16 protein-coding genes are annotated in these 19,038 nt (G+C 63.3%); 10 read left to right on the top strand and 6 right to left on the bottom strand.

The features are described from left to right. The first annotated feature begins 6 nt into the window (after positions 1–6). The 5 genes from AAGF34_RS05810 to AAGF34_RS05830 all read left to right on the top strand — a co-directional run bounded on the left by AAGF34_RS05810 (position 7) and on the right by AAGF34_RS05830 (position 7,552). Positions 7–927 (top strand): ABC transporter substrate binding protein, encoded by a 921-nt coding sequence (locus AAGF34_RS05810; protein ID WP_342619671.1) that lies wholly within the window; start codon positions 7–9, stop codon positions 925–927. Then, positions 924–2,840, top strand: coding sequence for an ATP-binding protein (locus tag AAGF34_RS05815; protein WP_342619672.1), 1,917 nt, complete (start codon positions 924–926; stop codon positions 2,838–2,840). Before AAGF34_RS05810 ends, AAGF34_RS05815 begins: the two co-directional genes overlap by 4 nt. Positions 2,841–3,098: 258 nt before the next feature. Continuing rightward, a complete protein-coding gene (locus tag AAGF34_RS05820) occupies positions 3,099–5,663 on the top strand; it encodes an FAD-dependent oxidoreductase (RefSeq protein WP_342619673.1) in 2,565 nt (854 codons plus the stop codon). Positions 5,664–5,728: 65 nt separating this feature from the next. Continuing rightward, on the top strand, positions 5,729–6,478 hold the full coding sequence (locus AAGF34_RS05825) for an electron transfer flavoprotein subunit beta/FixA family protein (RefSeq protein WP_342619674.1): 750 nt from the start codon (positions 5,729–5,731) through the stop codon (positions 6,476–6,478). Positions 6,479–6,619: 141 nt separating this feature from the next. Continuing rightward, positions 6,620–7,552 carry an FAD-binding protein gene (locus AAGF34_RS05830; RefSeq protein WP_342619675.1) on the top strand — a complete coding sequence of 311 codons (933 nt, stop codon included), beginning with the start codon at positions 6,620–6,622 and terminating at the stop codon, positions 7,550–7,552. A gap of 23 nt (positions 7,553–7,575) precedes the next feature. On the opposite strand, the gene AAGF34_RS05835 is transcribed toward AAGF34_RS05830, so the two are convergent. After that, positions 7,576–8,553 carry a Bug family tripartite tricarboxylate transporter substrate binding protein gene (locus tag AAGF34_RS05835; RefSeq protein WP_342619676.1) on the bottom strand — a complete coding sequence of 326 codons (978 nt, stop codon included), beginning with the start codon at positions 8,551–8,553 and terminating at the stop codon, positions 7,576–7,578. Between the two features lie 142 nt (positions 8,554–8,695). On the opposite strand from AAGF34_RS05835, the gene AAGF34_RS05840 reads away from it, so the two are divergent. The 3 genes from AAGF34_RS05840 to AAGF34_RS05850 all read left to right on the top strand — a co-directional run bounded on the left by AAGF34_RS05840 (position 8,696) and on the right by AAGF34_RS05850 (position 12,012). Next, entirely contained in the window at positions 8,696–9,442 is a 747-nt protein-coding gene (locus AAGF34_RS05840; protein ID WP_342619677.1) for an SDR family oxidoreductase, read from the top strand. Positions 9,443–9,572: 130 nt separating this feature from the next. Beyond that, positions 9,573–11,327 carry a methyl-accepting chemotaxis protein gene (locus AAGF34_RS05845; RefSeq protein WP_342619678.1) on the top strand — a complete coding sequence of 585 codons (1,755 nt, stop codon included), beginning with the start codon at positions 9,573–9,575 and terminating at the stop codon, positions 11,325–11,327. Positions 11,328–11,376: 49 nt separating this feature from the next. Then, entirely contained in the window at positions 11,377–12,012 is a 636-nt protein-coding gene (locus AAGF34_RS05850; protein WP_342619679.1) for a MarC family protein, read from the top strand. 3 nt (positions 12,013–12,015) lie between these two features. Here AAGF34_RS05850 and AAGF34_RS05855 read toward each other — a convergent pair whose 3' ends face one another. The 5 genes from AAGF34_RS05855 to AAGF34_RS05875 are packed head-to-tail and all read right to left on the bottom strand — an operon-like array spanning position 12,016 to position 16,307. Then, the gene (locus AAGF34_RS05855; protein ID WP_342619680.1) at positions 12,016–12,687 is read right to left on the bottom strand and encodes an LON peptidase substrate-binding domain-containing protein; all 672 of its coding nucleotides are present in this window, start codon (positions 12,685–12,687) and stop codon (positions 12,016–12,018) included. After that, a complete protein-coding gene (locus AAGF34_RS05860) occupies positions 12,684–13,346 on the bottom strand; it encodes an ABC-type transport auxiliary lipoprotein family protein (protein WP_342619681.1) in 663 nt (220 codons plus the stop codon). The genes AAGF34_RS05855 and AAGF34_RS05860 overlap by 4 nt, the downstream gene beginning before the upstream one ends. A gap of 7 nt (positions 13,347–13,353) precedes the next feature. Further along, complete coding sequence (locus tag AAGF34_RS05865) at positions 13,354–14,373, bottom strand: MlaD family protein (RefSeq protein WP_342619682.1); 1,020 nt, start codon at positions 14,371–14,373, stop codon at positions 13,354–13,356. 12 nt (positions 14,374–14,385) lie between these two features. Next, positions 14,386–15,174, bottom strand: coding sequence for an ATP-binding cassette domain-containing protein (locus AAGF34_RS05870; protein WP_342621041.1), 789 nt, complete (start codon positions 15,172–15,174; stop codon positions 14,386–14,388). Between the two features lie 5 nt (positions 15,175–15,179). After that, entirely contained in the window at positions 15,180–16,307 is a 1,128-nt protein-coding gene (locus tag AAGF34_RS05875; protein WP_342619683.1) for an ABC transporter permease, read from the bottom strand. A 97-nt stretch (positions 16,308–16,404) separates the two neighbouring features. Between AAGF34_RS05875 and AAGF34_RS05880 the strand changes: the two genes are divergently transcribed. Continuing rightward, positions 16,405–17,196, top strand: coding sequence for an enoyl-CoA hydratase/isomerase family protein (locus tag AAGF34_RS05880; protein ID WP_342619684.1), 792 nt, complete (start codon positions 16,405–16,407; stop codon positions 17,194–17,196). A 2-nt stretch (positions 17,197–17,198) separates the two neighbouring features. Beyond that, on the top strand, positions 17,199–18,908 hold the full coding sequence (locus AAGF34_RS05885; protein ID WP_342619685.1) for a GMC family oxidoreductase N-terminal domain-containing protein: 1,710 nt from the start codon (positions 17,199–17,201) through the stop codon (positions 18,906–18,908). Positions 18,909–19,038 lie beyond the last annotated feature (130 nt).

Raw genomic sequence — 19,038 nt, forward strand, 5'->3', positions numbered from 1 at the left:
CTTCGCTTGTGGTACCGACTCGGACTGCTGCTGGGTTTGGCCCTGGCTTTCGGTCCGGCGCTCGCCTGTCAGGTGTGCGTGGTCAGCAGCGAGAAGGCACCTGCGTTCCAGGAGGCCTATGACAGCCTCAGCCAGGAGCTGCAACGTCTAGGCGTTGCGCGCCAGGACATCGCACTGCTGGGCATTGCCGAATACCAGGACGGCGGGCCCGCCGTGCTGGAGGCAAGGCTGCTGATAACCCTGGGCACCGACGCCTTGCGCCATGTCGCCACGCGCAATGGCAAGCTGCTGATTGCCGGACTGATACCGCGCATCAGCTATGAGCGCGTGCTGGCCGAATCCGGCAGAAAAAGTGCTGCGGCAACCGCTGCACTGTACCTGGATCAGCCCTTTGGCCGCCAGCTTGATCTGATGCGGCTGGCCTTGCCGCGCCTGCATCGCGTGGGCGTTTTGTGGGGCCCCGAATCGATCAGCCTGCAGCCGCTGCTGAATACGGCCCTCCAGTCCCGCGGCATGGAATTATCTGAAGGCCTCTACAGCGACGGACAAACCCTGATTGGCGCATTGCAAATGGCGCTGCATGATGCCGATGGTTTGTTGGCAGTTGCCGATACCGCAATCTATAACGCCAACACCGTGTCCAATATCCTGCTCACCAGTTACCGCGCCAAAGTTCCGGTGCAGGCATTCTCCCCGGCATACGTCAAGGCGGGTGCCCTGCTGTCCGTACACAGCACGGCCGGTCAGATCGGCAGCCAGTTGGCCGTCATGGCGTATCAGGTCCTGCAAACCAACAACATGCCCCAGAGCCAATACCCCGTGGACTTCAGCGTCACGACCAACGACTACATCGCCCGCTCGCTCGGTTTGACGCTGGATGCCAAGGTGCTGTCCGATCGGCTGCACCGCATGGAGAAACGGCCATGATGGGCAGCAGCATTCGCGCGCGCATGGCGCTGGCCTCCATTCTTCCGGTGTTGCTGGTGGTAGCCACCATCGCCGGCATCTTCTGGCAAGGCAGGGTTCAGGATCTGGAGAACTCCCACCAGCAGCGCACTCGCTTGCTGGTGCATCAGGTGGCGTTGTTCAGCGCCTATGGCCTGTTCTCGGGCAACACGGCCAGTCTGCAAAGTGTGGTGCAGGAAATCCAGCGCGAGGCCGACGTCCAGCTGGTGATGGTGTTTGACGCCAATGGTGACGTGCTGGCCTACAGCGGGCCTACCGAGGTACGTGCGCTCTCCGATGCCGAGTCCCCCAACTTCAAGGCCGGCCTGCGCACCAGGCATCTGGACATGCGCATCGAATCCGTTCTGCCCACGACTGTTCCGATTGATGACATGTTCACGCCGGAGCAGACCACAAACTCCCACTTTGCGGCTCCGTTGGGCAGTGCCATGGTGGTGGTGTCCCGGCAGGATCTGGATGAAAAGAAGAGCGATGCCCTGCTGACCGCTTTGTGGGTCGGTGCCGCAGGCATGCTGCTCGGCGGGTTTCTGGCGTTCCGGCTAGGCGATTGGGTGGTGCGGCCACTGGTGCGCATTTCCCAGATGGTCAAGCGCATCGGCCAGGGCGACTTCACCATCGCGCCCATCGTCTCTGAGCGCGACCCTCTGAAAGAGCTGCAGGTTTCGCTCAACCAGATGGCTGAACGCCTGGCCTGGGGGCGCGATGAGCTGGAGCGCCAGGTCGAGAAAGTGACGCAGGAGTTGCGCCTGAAGAAGGAGCAGGCAGAAAGCGCAACCCAGGCCAAGTCGCGCTTTCTGGCGGCGGCCAGCCACGATTTGCGCCAGCCTTCGCATGCCTTGGGCATGTTTGTGGCCCGGCTGGGTCAGTTGCCCATGGACCCGCAGATGCGGCAGCTGGTCAACAACCTGCAGGTCTCGGTACAGGAAATGCAGGACCTGCTGGATGGCCTGTTGGATTTGTCGCGGCTGGATTCCGGCAACGTGCAAATCCGCATGGCACCCGTGGACCTGAACGATCTGCTGAACTCGGTACGAAGTTCCCTGGCCAATGTGGCCCAGGCCAAGGGGTTGCGGCTGCGCGTGCGCTCCACCCGTCTGTGGGGTCAGAGCGACGCCACGCTGCTGGTTCGCATGCTGGTCAATCTGGTCATCAACGCCATCCGATACACCGAGCGCGGAACGGTGCTGGTGTGCTGTCGTCCGTACGACCAAGGGCAGGGTGTGCGCATCGAGGTATGGGATAGCGGCATCGGCATACCGGCACAGCACCATGACGACATCTTCAAGGAGTTCTACCAACTCGCCAACCGCGCCGGCGACCGCAACTTCGGCATGGGTCTGGGGCTCAACATCGTGCAGCGCAGTGCTGCTCTGCTGGGGCACGAGATCGTGCTGCGATCCAACCTGGGTTGCGGCACCCGGTTTTCCATCCTGCTCAAGGCAGCACAGCCAGTGAGGGTCCAGTCCGACAAGCTGTTGGGCGCGTTGCAACCCACGTTGGGGGACATCACCGGCTTGCATGTCCTGCTGATTGAGGACAACGACAACGCCCGCGAGGCAGTGCGCCAACTGCTGCTTTCCTGGGGCTGCAAGGTAGTCGTGGCCAAAACGCTGGTGGAGGCCCAGACGCAACTGCTGCAGCACGGAGTGCCGGACGTGATCCTGAGTGACTACCATCTGGGCGCTGCAGAGAACGGCATTGAATGCATTGCCGCACTGCGCGCGCTGGCTGGCGGCACGGTGCCCGCATGCCTGATGAGCGGCGATACCCATGACGCGTTTCTGGACGCCGTCAATGCTGCCGATCTGCCCTTGCTGCACAAGCCGGTGCGACCGGCCAAACTGCGCAGCCTGCTGCGTCGCATGCTGCCCTGAAAGAGCACGCAGTTTTGTGAAAACAAGTGGGGCGAAAGACGGTGTGCGGGGCTTGACGCGTTTCCATCAGCGACTGTCGCAAATGAATCGTCACCTGTCCTTGGGCTGAATACACTTTGTCCGGTTATCGTGAGGCTCAATTTCGACTTACCCCAGTAACTGCTGTTCACTACCGTCGTACGGCCTCGGTCCGAGGCTTGGCACGGATTTGGCACACTCACTTCACATCATTCAATCCCCCTAGGAGCAAAGCGCAAAATGGCCAAATTTCCTGAACGAGCCAAAGTTGTCATCATTGGCCAAGGCGGCATCGTCGGCGCCTCGGTGGTGCATCACCTGATCGAACGCGGTTGGGACAACATCGTCGGCATCGACAAGTCCGCCATCCCCACCGACGTGGGTTCGACCGCACACGCCTCTGATTTCTGCTTCAACACGATGCACGATCAGATGTCGATCTTCACCACCAAGTACAGCATCGACTTCTACGACAAGATGGGCCGCTATGAGCGCATCGGCGGCCTCGAAGTCGCCCGCGTGGGCGATGACGAGCGCATGCAGGAACTCAAGCGCCGCGTGGCGTCCGGCAAGGCCTTCGGCAACCGGGTCGAGATGATCACCCCCGCAGAAGCCAAGGCCAAGTTCCCGCTGCTGGAAGAAAGCATGATCCAGGGCGCGTTGTGGGACCCGGACGCCGGTCTGGTCAAGCCACGCTCACAGATGGTGGCCGGCGAACTGGTCGACGCCGCCGTGGCCTCTGGCAAGCTGCTGTCGTTTGCCAACACCGCCTGCACCGGCCTGCGCATCGAGAACGGCCGCATCCAGGGCGTGGAAACCACCAAGGGCTATATCGCCGCAGACTACGTAGTAGTCTGCGCCGGCCTGTGGGGCCGCCTGATTGCCAACATGGCGGGCGAAGACCTGCCCATCATGCCGGTGGACCACCCGCTCACCTTCTTCAAACCCTACCTGGAATTTGCCGGCACCGGCAAGGACATCGGCTACCCGCTGCTGCGCGACCAGGGCAACTCGGCCTACCTGCGCGACACCGGGGACCCCAAGACCCCCGAAGGCGGCCAGATCGAATGGGGCTACTACGAAGAGAAAAACCCCCGCATGTGCCACCCGCGCGACCTGCTTGAGAAAGAGCAGGCCCGCCTGTCGCCCTCGCAGCGCGACCTGGAGCTGGAGCAGATCATGGAGCCGCTGGAACGCGCCATCGAGCTGACCCCCATCCTGGCCGAGCTGGGCTACGACGAGAAATACTCCTTTAACGGCCTGCTGCAAGTCACCACCGACGGCAACCCCTCCATTGGCGAATCGAGCAAGGTGCGCGGCCTGTGGTACGCCGAAGCGATTTGGGTGAAAGACGCACCCGGCGTGGGCAAGCTGGTGGCCGACTGGATGACCGACGGCTATACCCACCTGGACCACGCCCGCATCGACGTGGCCCGCATCTATCCGTACCAGCAGGACGAAAAGTACATCCACGACCGCTGCTACGAAGGCGCCTTCAAGATCTATAACCCCCCTGTACACAACCGCGAGCCCTACAGCGCCGGACGCGGCATCTTCAAGAGCCCGTTCTACGAGCGCGAAAAAGCCCTGGGCGCCTACTTCATGGAGCTGTCCGGCTGGGAGCGTGCGCACGGCTACGCCAGCAACGAGCATCTGCTGGAAGTCTATGGCGACAAGGTGCCGGTGCGCGCCAACGAATGGGACAACCGCCACTTCTGGCGCGTCTCCAACGCCGAGCATCTCAAGATGTCGGAAGACGTGGGCATGATCAACGTCTCGCACTTCGCCGAGATCGACGTGGTGGGCCCGGATGCAGCCGACCTGCTGGAATACATCTGCGTGGCCAAGGTGGGTGGTGACACGCCGGTTGGCAAAGGTGTCTACACCCACTTCCTGGATGCCAAGGGCGGCGTGCGCGCCGACCTGACCGTCCTGCGTCTGGGGCAGGACCACTACCGCGTCGTCGACGGCGCTGACGCCGGCCACCGCGACCTGACCTGGATCCGCCGCATGGCCCAGGACCGCGGTGCCAATGTCGAAGTGACCGATACCACCACGCAATACGGTTGCCTGGGTGTGTGGGGCCCCAACGCCCGCGCCACCATCCAAAAGATTGCCGACGAGCCAGAAGCCTGGTCCAACGAAAACTTCCCCTTTGCGGCTTTGCGCGAACTCAAGATCAAGGGTGTTCCGGTGCTGGCCTTCCGCATCTCCTACGTGGGCGAGCAAGGCTGGGAACTGCACTTCAAGTACGAAGACGGTCTGGCCCTGTGGGACGCGCTGTATGCCCTGGGCGTCACCCCCGTGGGTGTGGAAACCTATGCCAACAGCCGCCGCATGGAAAAGAGCCTGCGCCTGCAGAACGCCGACCTGCTGACCGAGTACAACCTGTTCGAAGCCGATCTGGCCCGCCCCAAGGTCAAGGCTGCCGACTTCCACGGCAAGGCTGCCCACATGAAGTTCCGCGAGCGTGCGCACCAGCCCGCCACGCTATGCACCCTGGTCATGACCAGCAACATCGACAGCTCCGGCGTGGCCCGCTACCCCCTGGGCAACCTGCCAGTGATGGACCCGGCCACGGGCGCCACGCTGATCGACTCGGAAGGTCGCCGCTCGTACACCACCAGCATTGCATTCGGCCCCACCATCGGCAAGAACATTGCGCTGGCTTACCTGCCCCATGAATATTGCCAGGTGGGCCGTGAGCTGCAGGTGCAGTACTTTGACGATGTGTATCCGGTCAAGGTCGAAGCCGTGGGCTACGGCCCCCTGTACGATCCGGAAAACATCAAACCCCGTTCTTAAAAACCAGTGCGCCCCGCGGGGCGCCGCTCTTTGCGCCAGATGGCGCGCTACCTACGGAGAAATGCATGAAAGCAATGGTCGCGGTCAAACGCGTGGTGGACTACAACGTCAAGGTTCGGGTCAAAACCGACGGCACGGGCGTGGATATTGCCAACGTCAAGATGAGCATGAACCCCTTTGACGAGATCGCTGTGGAAGAGGCGGTGCGCCTAAAGGAAAAGGGCGTGGTCACCGAGATCATCGCCGTATCCTGCGGTGTAGCCCAGTGCCAGGAAACCCTGCGCACGGCCATGGCCATTGGTGCAGACCGCGCCATCCTGGTGGAAACCACGGCTGACCTGCAGCCCCTGGCGGTTGCCAAGCTCCTGAAGGCTTTGGTGGACAAGGAACAACCCGGCCTGGTGATCGTGGGCAAGCAGGCCATCGACGACGACTGCAACCAGACCGGCCAGATGCTGGCCGCCCTGGGCGACTGGCCCCAGGCCACCTTTGCCAGCAAGGTCGAGATCGTGGACGGCAAGCTCAAAGCGACGCGCGAAGTGGACGGCGGCTCCGAGTCCCTGTCCTTGACCCTGCCGGCCATCATCACCACCGATCTGCGCCTGAACGAGCCGCGCTATGTGACGCTACCCAACATCATGAAGGCCAAGAAGAAGCCGCTGGAGACCGTCAAGCCCGAAGATCTGGGTGTGGACGTAAACCCGCGTATCAAGACCTTGAAGGTCAGCGAGCCGCCGGCCCGCAGCGCCGGCATCAAGGTGCCCGACGTAGCCACATTGGTCGACAAGCTCAAGAACGAAGCCAAGGTGATCTAGTGCTGCGGAGTCCGGCCGCCATGGCACTCAGCTCCGCGGCTGTCCCCCGGCCTTCGGCCTCCTCCTTTATGCCGCTGCGCTGAGCGCCATGCCGTCCTCTGCCAGCCAGCACCCAGCAAACCCCATTTGAAAGAGCAAACCATGACTTCTCTTGTAATCGCTGAACACGACAATGCCAGCATCAAGCCCGCCACCCTCAACACCATCACCGCAGCCGCCCAGCTCGGTGGTGATGTGCACGTGCTGGTGGCTGGCCACAATGCCGCAGCTGCTGCCGCCCAAGCCGCCCAGATTGCTGGCGTGGCCAAGGTCATCCATGCCGATGAGGCCGGTCTGGCCCACGGCCTGGCCGAGAACGTCACCGCCCAGGTGCTGGCCATTGCAGGCAGCTACAGCCACATCGTGCTGGCCGCCACGCCTTCGGGCAAGAACATTGCGCCGCGCATTGCCGCCAAGCTGGATGTGGGCCAGATCAGCGACATCACCAAGGTGATCAGCCCCGACACCTTTGAGCGCCCCATCTATGCGGGCAACGCCATTGCTACGGTACAAGCCACGGACGCCACCAAGGTGCTGACGGTGCGCACCACGGGCTTTGACCCGGCAGCTGCCACCGGTGGCAGTGCTGCAGTGGAAACCGCAAGTGCAGTCGCCGCAGCAACCAGCGTCACCTTCCTGGGTTCGGAGATTGCCAAGAACGATCGCCCGGAGCTCACCAGCGCCAAGATCATCGTGAGCGGTGGCCGTGCCCTGGGCTCCTCCGAGAAGTTCACGGAAGTGATCACTCCGCTGGCCGACAAGCTCAATGCAGCGATGGGTGCATCCCGTGCCGCCGTGGACGCGGGCTACGCGCCCAACGACTGGCAAGTGGGCCAGACCGGCAAGATCGTGGCACCCCAGCTCTACATTGCCGTAGGCATCAGTGGCGCCATCCAGCACCTGGCCGGCATGAAGGACTCCAAGGTGATCGTGGCCATCAACAAGGATGGCGAGGCCCCGATCTTCTCGGTGGCCGACTACGGCCTGGAGGCGGATCTGTTCGCCGCGGTGCCGGAGCTGGTCAAGGCGCTGTAATGCGCGCAGTGGCGCAGTAGCCCCTACTGCGCCACAAAGCCGCTGGCCTTGATGATGCGGGCCCAGGTCTTGGTATAGGCCTGCTCCCGTGTGGCGAGTTGCTGGCTGGTCATGAAGCCCACCGTCAACCCCATGTGCGTGAGGCGGTCCTTCACATCGGGCATGGCCAGCACCTTGGCCAACGCATCGGAGAAGCGGTCTATCGCGGCGCGCGGCGTACCGGCCGGTGCGAAGAAGCCGTAGTACGGCACGTCCTCAAAGCCGCTCAGACCCAGCTCGGAAAAGGTGGGCACATCGGGCAATATGGCTTGGCGCTTGGCGCCCATCACTGCCACGATCTGCAGCTTGCCACCACGGTGGTTCTCGATGAAGTCTGGAACTGAAGCCACGCCTGCTGCTATCTGATTGCCTAGCATGTCGGACATCATGGGCGCACCGCCCCGGTAAGGTGCGGCCTGCAAGTCCAGCGCATATTTCTGCCCGATCACCTGCACCAGAAACTCCGGCACGGAGGCCGGCGCGGGAACGCCAACCGTCCCCTTGCCGCCGCCCTGGCCCTTGATCCAGGTCACGTAGGCCGTCATGGATTTCGCCGGTGTGCCACCCGACAGGGCAAAGGCATTCACAAAAGTTGCCACACCGGCCACGGGCACAAAGTCCTTGGCGGGCTCATAGCCCGGGTTCTTGAGCACCTGCGGCAGTATGGAAATGGTGTGGTCATGCGACAGAAAGACCGTGTTGCCGTCCGCAGCCGCAGCCTTGAGCGCCTGCGCCGCAATCTGGCCGCCGGCACCAGCCTTGTTTTCCACCAGCACCGGAACGCCCAACACATCCTTGAGTTTGTCACCCAGCGTGCGGGCAATCGCATCGGTGCCACCACCGGGCGGGAAGCCCACCAGCATGTGCAGCGCAGACCCCTCTGCCCAGGCCGCACCGGCAAAAACCAAAGCAAGACATACCCAGGCACGCACAAAAGAACGGACTATTTTGAACATCGGCATTCAGCGTAAAAAGGAAAATTGCATTATCGCGATCCGCCGTCGCGTCGCTTGCACACCTAGGCGAACTTTGGGCTCACGCATTAAGCCGCAGGGCGGCTTCTGAAGCACAATCGCGCGGTCATACCCTATGGTCAGCTCAACCATGCAACCCATTGTTCTCATAACCGGTGCCTCCCGTGGCATTGGTGCCGCCACAGCCCGGCTATGCGCAGCCGCAGGCTTCACGGTCGCAGTCAACTTCCACAGCAATGCCTCTGCGGCCCAGTCCGTGGTGCAGAACATCATCACAGCTGGCGGTCATGCATTTGCCGTGCAGGCCGACGTGGCGCACGAAGACCAGGTGCTGCGGATGTTCGAGGCGATTGACAAGCAGCCAGGTCGCCTGGGCGCGCTGGTCAACAATGCCGGCTTGGTGGATGTGACCAGCCGCGTTGAAGACATGTCGGTTTCACGCTTCAGGCGCATGTTCGACACCAATGTCATTGGCACCATGGTCTGTGCCCGCGAAGCAGTGCGACGCATGAGCACCCTGCGCAATGGTGCAGGCGGCGCCATCGTGAACGTCTCCAGCGTGGCCTCCACCCTGGGCAGTCCGGGACAGTATGTGGACTACGCCGCAAGCAAGGGCGCGGTGGATGTCTTCACCATCGGTCTGGCTCGCGAAGTCGCGACCGCCGGGATACGCGTCAACGCTGTGCGCCCGGGCATCATCGACACAGAAATTCACGCCTCCGGTGGCCAACCCGAGCGCGCTCGCCAGCTCGCCCACCTGATACCGATGCAGCGCGCGGGAACTGCCGAAGAGGTGGCCCAGGCCATTGTCTGGCTGCTCAGCCCGCAGGCAAGCTACACCACAGGAGCCATTTTGGATGTGGGAGGTGGAAGGTAGACATTGGAAAACCGAATGCCGTGAATCTATACTGAGCAGGGTATGCATTCAGATGCATAGGCGGAGTTGTATCGCTGTCGGCTGCCAAACTGAGAGACGACTTTCACATGAAATATAAATTGGGAACCCTATGAAGCTTGAGAACATTTCCTTTGCCCACAAGCTGTGGCTACTCGCTCTGTTCATCATCATCACCATGACGGCAGTGTCCATCTACGGACAGCGTACTTCCAAGGCACACCAGCAGGAAGCCATTGAGCAGATCCAGCTCCACGAAAGCCGGATCACCGAGGCGGTGCGTTGGCGTGGACTGATCGAGGCCAACGTTCAAAGAACGCTGGCCCTGGCCTCTTCCATGGACCCGGCCATTGCCGATACCTTCACGGAAAGCAACAAGGCCGGCATCGTGGCCAGCAGTGCCATGCAGAAGGCCATTCTGGAGCATGCAACTTCCGAGGAAGACAAGAAGGCGCTGGCTTTGGTCGGCGAACGCCGCGCTGCAGTGCTGGGTTTCGTGAAGAACCTGGCTGAACTCAAGAAGGCCGAGAACGCCGCCGAAATGGCCAAAGTGGCCAAGGAGCAGTTCCTGCCAGCCATCACGGGTTACCTGGACGCGCTGGACGGTTTCGTCAAGGCGCAGGAACAGGCTCGCGATGTGGCCAAGGAAACCGCACTGGCAAATGCCAGCCGTGCAGAGATGCTGAGCTATGCCGGCATGCTGGGCGTGGTGCTGATCAGCTTGTGGCTGGTGTACACCATGACCCACTCCATCATTCAGCCGCTGAACCAGACAGTCGCCGTGGCCAAAAACATTGCAGCCGGTGACCTGACCCAGCATCTGCAGACCACCCGCCAGGATGAATTCGGCGAACTCATGCGTGCCGTGGATGACATGAATTCCCGCCTGCACGGCGTAGTCAGTGAAGTCATCACCGCATCCTCATCGGTGGCCAATGCCAGTACCGAGATTGCCCAAGGCAACCAGGACCTGAGCGCCCGCACCGAGAGCCAGGCCAGCGCCCTGGAGCAGACGGCGGCGTCCATGGAAGAGCTCAGCTCGCAGGTCAAGCACAACGCAGACAACGCACGCCAGGCCAACCAGCTGGCATCCAGTGCATCCACCGTGGCCGTGCGCGGCGGCGAAGTGGTGGGACAGGTGGTGGAGACCATGAAGGGCATCAACGAATCCAGCCGCAAGATCTCCGACATCATCTCCGTCATCGACGGCATTGCCTTCCAGACCAACATCCTGGCCCTGAACGCGGCGGTGGAAGCCGCACGCGCCGGCGACCAGGGACGTGGCTTTGCCGTGGTGGCATCGGAAGTGCGGGCCCTGGCCGGACGCAGTGCGGAAGCGGCCAAGGAGATCAAGGCCCTGATCAATGCCAGCGTGGAGCGGGTGGAGCAAGGCACCGTGTTGGTGGATGAAGCCGGCACCACAATGGGTGAAGTCGTCAGCTCCATCCGCCGGGTGACGGACCTGATGGGCGAGATCAGCTCGGCCAGCAACGAACAGTCGGCCGGCGTAGCGCAGGTGGGAGAGGCAGTGGCACAAATGGACCAGGCCACCCAGCAAAATGCAGCGCTGGTGGAAGAGATGTCCGCAGCCGCAAGCAGCCTGAAGTCGCAGGCGGCAGATCTGGTGAAGACGGTTGCCATCTTCAAGCTCGAGACCGGGCACGGCGTGGCCAAAGCCACGGTGCGTTCGACAACTCCCAAGAGCACTCCGTTCCAGGGCCAGGAGCGCCGGGGCGCTGCAGCGGCACCCAAGCCTGCCGCCACCAAACCAGCAGCGCCTGCGGCCCCGGCCGCCGCCTTGCCCAAGCCAGTCGTGCAGGCCAAGACAACCGCCAAGGCCAACGACGACGAATGGGAAACTTTCTGAGCCTGGCTTGGTAGCCTAGTGCCCAGGCCGGCACTACACTCACCAGGCCATGGAACTCAAACCCCTCGTCACCCTGCTGGCCATCGTCAACCCGTTGGCCATCGTGCCGTTCTTCATCCACTACACACAGGGGTTCTCGCGCGAGCAGCGCCGCCAGACCATTCTGGTCTCCACCTTGAGCACTTTCATCGTGATTGCGGTGAGTGCGCTGGCGGGTCTGCAGATCCTGGAGTTCTTCGGCATCACGCTGGCGAGTTTCCAGGTGGGTGGCGGCATGCTGCTGCTCACCAGCGCCCTCAACATGCTCAACGCCCAACCGGCCGAAGCCAAGCCCAGCACCAACGTGATGGAGGACGGTGCCGAAAAGGCCGCACAGGGCTCCAGCATCGCGGTGGTGCCGCTGACCATCCCGCTGCTCACCGGACCGGCCACCATGTCCACGGTGGTGATCTATGCCGACAAGGCCAAGACCATGCTGCAACTGGCCACCCTGGTGGGCTATGGCGTGGTGGTGGCGCTGGCTACGCTGGCGTGTTTTTCTTTGGCCGCACCCATCGCCCGCTTCCTGGGCAAGACCGGCATTAGCGTGATGACGCGTCTGATGGGTCTGATCCTGGCCGCGCTAGCGGTGGAAGTGATGTCCGACGGTCTGGTCAAGCTCTTCCCGCTTCTGGGCGGACACTGAGCCTTAGGCCGCTGTCTGGTTGGACAGCAGGTCCGCCACCAGCTCCAGCCGCAGCAGCGGGCTGTCCAGCCGCAGCAGGCTTTGCTTGAAGGTGGTGGGCAAAGACAGCAGATCACACCAGCGGTTGGCCACCCAACCGCATTCGTCCAACCGGTAGGGCTGAGAAAAAAGCGGCGACTCCTGTGGCGACTGGCTGCTCTGCTGCTCCAGCAGATGCGCCAGCGCATGGGCCACAGGCCGCAAGTCCTCCGGAATGGGCAGGGGTTCGTCATTGGCAAGATGCTCCACATCGCCCACCCACAAGCCATGCTTGAGTTGCCTGCGTGCACGAACCTTGAATCGGCCGCCGCCCGTACAACGGATCACCATCAGTCCGGCCTGGGGCGCGGCAAAGTCGACGATGGTGGCAAGCGTGCCTACGTCGGCAAAGTCCTCGCGCACAAAGGCCTCGCCCGTGGGCGCCAACGGGTCGCGCGTACGCACTTCCTGCCCTTGGGTGAGCGACACCACGCCAAACGGTGTACCACTCTTGTGGCATTTGCCGATCAAGTCCAGATAGCGCACTTCAAAGATCTGCAGACTCAGGCTGCCGTCCGGGAACAGCACCGTGTTGAGCGGAAACAGCGGCAGCTCCTGCTGCACGGTGCCGGGAGTGGGGGCGGTCCAGGTCGTCACGGTGTTGTGGATTCCGCACTGGCCACTTGCTGCACCCAGGCGTCCAGTTGCGCGATCAGCGCGTCACTGGCTTGCGCAAGCGCCTGCACACCGCCTGCGGCGTCGCCACGGGTGGCCACCTTCTGCACCACCAGACTGGTTTGTGCCAGCGTCCTGGCGGGCAGGCCAGTGCGGCTCAGCGTCGCACGCACGCGCACCAGGCCCGAGCTGTTCTGTGCCGACTCGAAGTAGTGGCTGAACTCCTCCAGCTCCAGCCGCAGCACCAGCGTGCCGGGCGCCACCGCGTCGGCGGGCAACAGCACCGGACGGCGCTGCCCCAGCTGTTCGCGCAGGCGCTGTCGCAGCAGCTGTCCGGGCGGCATGGTCCAGCGGGCCTGGGCGTAGGGACGCAGTTGCTGCGCGTCGGCATAGGCCAGGCGGTACAGCACCGCATTGCCTTCCAGCGCTGCCGGGGCTTCCACATCCGCCAGCACCAGAGGCGGCAACGGCGCCATGCGGTTGGACATCACGGGCTGGGTGGCACCCGGACCGAAGTCATACACCACGCTGCGCGACGCAGGCGGTGCGGCACAGGCGCACAGCAGTGCGCCCAGCAGCAGTGCCGATGGAAGCGCCACGCTGCGTCGCAGGGATGGAAGGAACGGAAGTTGCAGATGCATAGGGACCTCAGGGTTGTACCGCCGGGCTGCCAGCTTTGTCGGACGGTGGCACAAAGCCGCTTTCACCAGGACCGGGCGCGGCAGGCCCCTTGCCAAACAGCAGGGACTGGGGTTGATCGCCAATGTCTTCCACCGCACGCCCCACCAGACGGACCGTGCGGGTGGCCTCCTCGCTGGTGCGACTCAGGCGCGGCAGCAGGGTGGCGTTGAGGGTGGTGGCGGTGTTGGTCAAGGCCTCGGTGCTGCGTGCAATGCGGTCCAGCGTGCCACCGGGCTCATTCATGCGCACCGAGGTGCGGCGGAACTGCTCGGCGGAATTCTTGACGACTTCGGCACTGTCGCGCAGCCGCTCGGAAGTTTGCTGCATGCTCTTGAAGGTGGCGTCCACCTGGGCGGTCAGCCGTGGCAGGTTGGTGCTGCCCTCAGGTCCGGTGCCCGTCAGCGCCTGGTCCGCATGGCGCGTCAGTTGCTGGATGCTGGCGGCAGCCTGACCGAGGTTGGCCACTGCGGTCGTCAGCGTCTGCTGGTTCTCCGGAGCCAACAGGGCGTTCATGCGCTTGCTGGCTTCTTCCAGCTGGTTGAGCAGGTTGCCGCCCTGCTCGGTCAGGCGCGACATCAGCCCCGCTCGCATGGGGATGCGCGCCGGATGCGCCTTGCTGGTGGACAGGGGTGCTCCGGTCAAGCCGGCATCGTCGAGCTGCACGAAGGCCAGGCCGGTCACGCCCTGAAAACCCAGGCTGGCAAAAGTAGTGGTGCTCATGGGCGCGCTGTCATTCACGGCGATGCGCACCAGCACATTGCCCGGAACTTGCGTATCCAGTCCAATGGCCGTGACCCGCCCGACGCTCACGCCCTTGTAGCGCACGCCGGCCTGGGGCTGCAGCCCGTTGACTGATTCCTTGCTGGAAATTTCGAACTGGCGCTGTTCACTGGTATCGCGCTTGAGCCACAGCGCCATGGCGATCAGCAGGGCCATCATCAGCAGCAAGAAGGTGCCGGCAGCGATGGCGTGGGATTTGTTTTCCATGAGGTTCTCTTTTTACACGCCTTGCGCCGGGTGGTGCAAGACTTCCATGGCGCGCTGCCCACGCTCGCCCAGAAAGAAGTCGCGCACGAACGGATGGGCAAAGCGGATTGCTTCACGCAACGGTGCATCGACAATGATGTGCTTGTCGGCCACCACCGCCACGCGGGTACTCAGCTCAAAGATGGTGTCCAGGTCATGGGTGACCATCACCACGGTCAGGCCCAGCTCCTGGTGCAGCGACCGCAGCAAGGTGCAGAACGCATCGGATGCATCCGGGTCCAGCCCCGCCGTGGGCTCATCCAGCAGCAGCAGGGGCGGGTCCATCACCAGGGCGCGTGCCAGGGCCACACGCTTGATCATGCCGCCGGACAGATCGGCCGGCATCTTGTGTGCAGCAGACGGATCCAGCCCCACCATCTGCATCTTGACCATGGCCACATCGTGGATCAGGTTCTTGGGCAGCACACCCAGCTCGCGCAGCGGAAAGGCAATGTTCTCCAGCACGGTGAAGGCGGAGAACAGGGCACCATGCTGGAACAGCATGCCCACCCGGCTGGCGGCACCGGCCCGGCCCAACTCGCTGGCAGGCTCGCCCAACACCGTCACACTACCCTTGAGTGGCGTCTCCAGCCCAAGGATCTGGCGCAGCAGCACGGTCTTGCCACCGCCCGAGCCACCCACGATCGACAGAAACTCGCCACGGGCAATGGTCAAGTCCAGATCCTGGTGGATGATGGCGCGCACGCCGCGGGTGGAGAACGACGACCACAGCCCGCGGATCTCGACGATGGGCGGTACCACGGCGCTCACAGCCCCACCCCCTTGAACAGCACGGCAAACAGCGCATCCACCAGGATCACCAGCGTGATGGAACTCACCACCGATGCCGTAGTGCCCTCGCCCAGACTCTGGGTATTGGGCAGCACACGCAGGCCGAAGTGGCAACCGTTGATGGCAATCAGCAGGCCGAACACCAGCGACTTGAACAGGGCCAGCCAGAGGTTGGACAGCGGCACCACCTTGGGCAGCGCAATCAGGAAATATTCGGGCGAAAGATGTATGGACAAGTCGGACGCCAGCATGCCGCCCAGCAGTGACGCCGCCGTGGTCCAGATGGCGAGCAAGGGCATGACCAGTGCCAATGCCAGTGCCCGCGGGAACACCAGTCGGTAGCCGCGGCGTATGCCCATGACGCGCATGGCATCCAACTCTTCAGTGACGCGCATCACGCCAATCTGGGCGGTGATGGCCGAACCCGAGCGACCCGCAATCAGGATAGCCGCCAGCACCGGCCCCAGCTCACGTATCAGTGCCATGCCGAGGATGTTGACGATAAAGGCGTCCGCGCCAAACTGGCGTAACTGGCGAGACATGAGGTAGGCCAGCACCACACCGATCAGGAATCCGACCAGCGCCGTGATCGGCAACGCGGTGGCGCCGATGCGGTAGATGTGGCCGGAGATATCGCGCCAGGGCGCACGGCTGGGGTCGCGCAGGAAATTCAGCGTGTCCAGGAACAGCTGGCCAATAAGTCGCAGTGCACTCTCCGCGTGGCTTTCCACACCCATGAGCCACTCGCCCAGCTTGAGAAACAGCTCCTTGAGTGTGGTGTGATGTGGCTTGGGCGGTGCCACGGCAAACCGTGCCACCCGGTTGAGCGTGGCACGCTGCAGGTCCAGCACCATCACGTGGCGCGGCCAGACCCGGCCCCAGGTGTTCCACAACAACTGCGCGCCGGTGTGGTCGAGCCGCTCGATATGGCGCAGGTCCCAGCTTGCTTCCATGCCGCCCTTGCCGTGTCGCGGCAGCGACTCCTGCAGGTTGTTCCAGAGGTCACGGTTCGCCAACGTACCGGCGCTCCAGCTGCCGTACAAGACCAGACTTTCCCCAGTGGCAGAGGCCTCCTTGACGATGCGCGGCGGGGTGTTTTGCACTGGTGGTTGCAGGGACTGAATTATGTGAGGGCTATGGTAGCGCCTCCGCACAGCTTGCAAGCAAAATACGGGGATTCATTGGCTTTACCTGCACACCATGGCTGACCACTCTTCGTTTCTCTCCACGCCCGAACTTTCGGTCGAGCTACGCGGCACCGTGCTGTGGCTGACCATCACGCGCGAAGAACGCCGCAATGCCATGAGCCATGGCGTGCTGGCATCCATGGCGCAGGCAGTTACACAGGCACAGGCGCACCGCGACATCCGTGCCATCGTGGTCACGGGCGCAGGCAGCAAGGCCTTCTGCGCCGGCGCGGACCTGCAAAGTGCCAACGCATTCACCACCGACTACTCCGAGCCGCATGGCCATCTGGCGCAGGTGCTGCGGGCTGTGCGTGCCAGCACCATTCCGTTGATCGCGCGGGTCAACGGCGCCTGCATGGCCGGTGGCATGGGCCTGATGAGCATGTGCGACATGGCCGTTGCCTCCAGCCACGCGGTGTTCGGCTTGCCGGAAGTCAAGGTGGGTGTGTTCCCCGCACAGGTGCTCAGTGTGCTGCAGCACCTGATTCCACGCCGCGTACTGGTGGAGATGTGCCTCACCGGCGAGCCCATTACCAGCGCGCAGGCGCTGGAATACGGGCTGGTGAACTATGTGGACGACGATGTGGATGCCAAGCTGCAGTGGCTGCTGGAGCGCATGCTGGACAAGTCGCCGGCGGCCATCCGGCGCGGCCTCTACACCATGAAGAAGGTGGAATCCATGGCCTTTGAGGAGTCTATGGCCTTCACCGAGAGCCAGATCGCGCTCTTCACCCTGACCGAAGACGCCAAGGAAGGCCAGAAGGCCTTCCAGGAAAAACGCAAACCCCAGTGGGCCGGAAAATAAGCATGAGTGACACCACCTTTGACTACATCATTGTCGGCGCCGGAACGGCCGGCTGCCTGCTGGCCAACCGCCTGAGTGCCAACGCCTCCAAGCGCGTGCTGCTGATCGAGGCCGGCCGCAAGGACGACTACCACTGGATCCACATTCCGGTCGGCTACCTCTACTGCATAGGCAACCCGCGCACCGACTGGCTCTACAACACCGAGCCCGACGCCGGCCTCAACGGCCGCACCCTGCGCTACCCGCGCGGCAAGACACTGGGCGGCTGCAGCAGCATCAACGGCATGATCTACATGCGCGGTCAGGCGCGCGACTACGACCAGTGGGCCGCGCTCACCGGCGATGCCGCCTGGAGCTGGGACAACAGCCTGCCCTACTTCAAGCTGCACGAAGACCACCACAAGGGTGCCAACACCCTGCACGGTGCCAAAGGTCAGGCGCCCGAGCTGCTGCAGCAAGACGGCTCCGAGTACCGCACCATCCTGCGCCACCACCAGGCCGGCGGCGAATGGCGGGTGGAAAAGCAGCGCCTGCGCTGGGACGTGCTCGATGCCTTCGCTCAGGCCGCCACTCAGGCCGGCATTCCCGCCACCGATGACTTCAACCGCGGCAGCAACGAAGGCGTGGGCTACTTCGAGGTGAACCAGCGCGCCGGCTGGCGCTGGAACACGGCCAAGGCCTTTCTGCGGCCCACCTGCTATGGTCGCCCCAACTTCGAGTTGTGGACCAACGCCCAGGTCGCCAAGCTGCTGGTGGAACCCAACACCGCAGGCGAGGACCGCCCGCTGCGCTGTACCGGCGTGCAGGTCTGGAACGGTTCGGAGATGGTGACCGCCACGGCGCGTGCCGAGGTCATCCTGTGCGCCGGCGCCATTGGCTCGCCGCAGATTCTGCAGCTCAGCGGCATCGGGCCCGCACCCTTGCTGCAGTCGCTGGGCATTCCGGTCGTGCACGACCTGCCGGGCGTGGGCGAGAACCTGCAGGACCATCTGCAGATTCGCGCGGTGTTCAAGGTCAAGGGCGCGACCACCCTCAACACCCAGGCCAATTCCCTCTGGGGCAAGGCCAAGATCGGCCTGGAATACGCGCTCAAGCGCAGCGGTCCCATGAGCATGGCGCCCAGCCAGCTGGGCGCCTTCACCCGTAGCGATGCGTCCCAGCCCTACCCCAACCTGGAGTACCACGTGCAGCCTCTCAGCCTGGAGGCTTTCGGCCAGCCGCTGCACAGCTTCAATGCCTTTACCGCCAGCGTCTGCAACCTCAACCCCAGCAGCCGCGGCCACGTGCGCATCACCTCGCCCGATTTCCGCATGGCGCCGGCCATTGCGCCCAACTACCTCAGCACCGACGAGGACCGCAAGATCGCCGCCGACTCGCTACGCCTGACCCGCAACATCGTGCGCCAGCCCGCCTTGCAGAAGTACGCCCCTGAGGAGTACAAGCCCGGCGTGCAGTTCCAGACCGATGCCGAACTGGCCAAGTTGGCCGGGGACATTGCCACCACGATTTTTCATCCCGTGGGAACCACGCAGATGGGCCGCGCCGACGACCCAACCAGCGTGGTCGACTCGCGGCTGCGGGTGCACGGCGTGGCGGGCTTGCGCGTGGTGGATGCGGGCGTGATGCCGCGCATCACCAGCGGCAACACCAATTCGCCCACCCTGATGATTGCGGAAAAGGCCGCCGAATGGATTGCACAGGGTAAGTCCTGATACTCCCTTGCAGGGTGGCGGGGTACAGTCCGTCTGTTCGCGTGTTGGAGCGTAAGAATACATTCCATCGGCACGAGACCTGATACGAAACCGATCCCGAGGAAGCTGTCGAACCATCGGCAATACAAAG

Origin of the sequence: Rhodoferax sp. GW822-FHT02A01 (assembly GCF_038784515.1) — a bacterium.
Taxonomy (GTDB): domain Bacteria; phylum Pseudomonadota; class Gammaproteobacteria; order Burkholderiales; family Burkholderiaceae_C; genus Allorhodoferax.

Bases quoted from the DNA above. Each gene is read 5' to 3' on its own strand.
- AAGF34_RS05835 (WP_342619676.1), bottom strand. From the start codon at position 8,553: ATGCCGATGTTCAAAATAGTCCGTTCTTTTGTGCGTGCCTGGGTATGT.
- AAGF34_RS05885 (WP_342619685.1), top strand. From the start codon at position 17,199: ATGAGTGACACCACCTTTGACTACATCATTGTCGGCGCCGGAACGGCC.
- AAGF34_RS05825 (WP_342619674.1), top strand. From the start codon at position 5,729: ATGAAAGCAATGGTCGCGGTCAAACGCGTGGTGGACTACAACGTCAAG.
- AAGF34_RS05880 (WP_342619684.1), top strand. From the start codon at position 16,405: ATGGCTGACCACTCTTCGTTTCTCTCCACGCCCGAACTTTCGGTCGAG.
- AAGF34_RS05830 (WP_342619675.1), top strand. From the start codon at position 6,620: ATGACTTCTCTTGTAATCGCTGAACACGACAATGCCAGCATCAAGCCC.
- AAGF34_RS05845 (WP_342619678.1), top strand. From the start codon at position 9,573: ATGAAGCTTGAGAACATTTCCTTTGCCCACAAGCTGTGGCTACTCGCT.
- AAGF34_RS05850 (WP_342619679.1), top strand. From the start codon at position 11,377: ATGGAACTCAAACCCCTCGTCACCCTGCTGGCCATCGTCAACCCGTTG.
- AAGF34_RS05865 (WP_342619682.1), bottom strand. From the start codon at position 14,373: ATGGAAAACAAATCCCACGCCATCGCTGCCGGCACCTTCTTGCTGCTG.
- AAGF34_RS05815 (WP_342619672.1), top strand. From the start codon at position 924: ATGATGGGCAGCAGCATTCGCGCGCGCATGGCGCTGGCCTCCATTCTT.
- AAGF34_RS05860 (WP_342619681.1), bottom strand. From the start codon at position 13,346: ATGCATCTGCAACTTCCGTTCCTTCCATCCCTGCGACGCAGCGTGGCG.
- AAGF34_RS05820 (WP_342619673.1), top strand. From the start codon at position 3,099: ATGGCCAAATTTCCTGAACGAGCCAAAGTTGTCATCATTGGCCAAGGC.
- AAGF34_RS05840 (WP_342619677.1), top strand. From the start codon at position 8,696: ATGCAACCCATTGTTCTCATAACCGGTGCCTCCCGTGGCATTGGTGCC.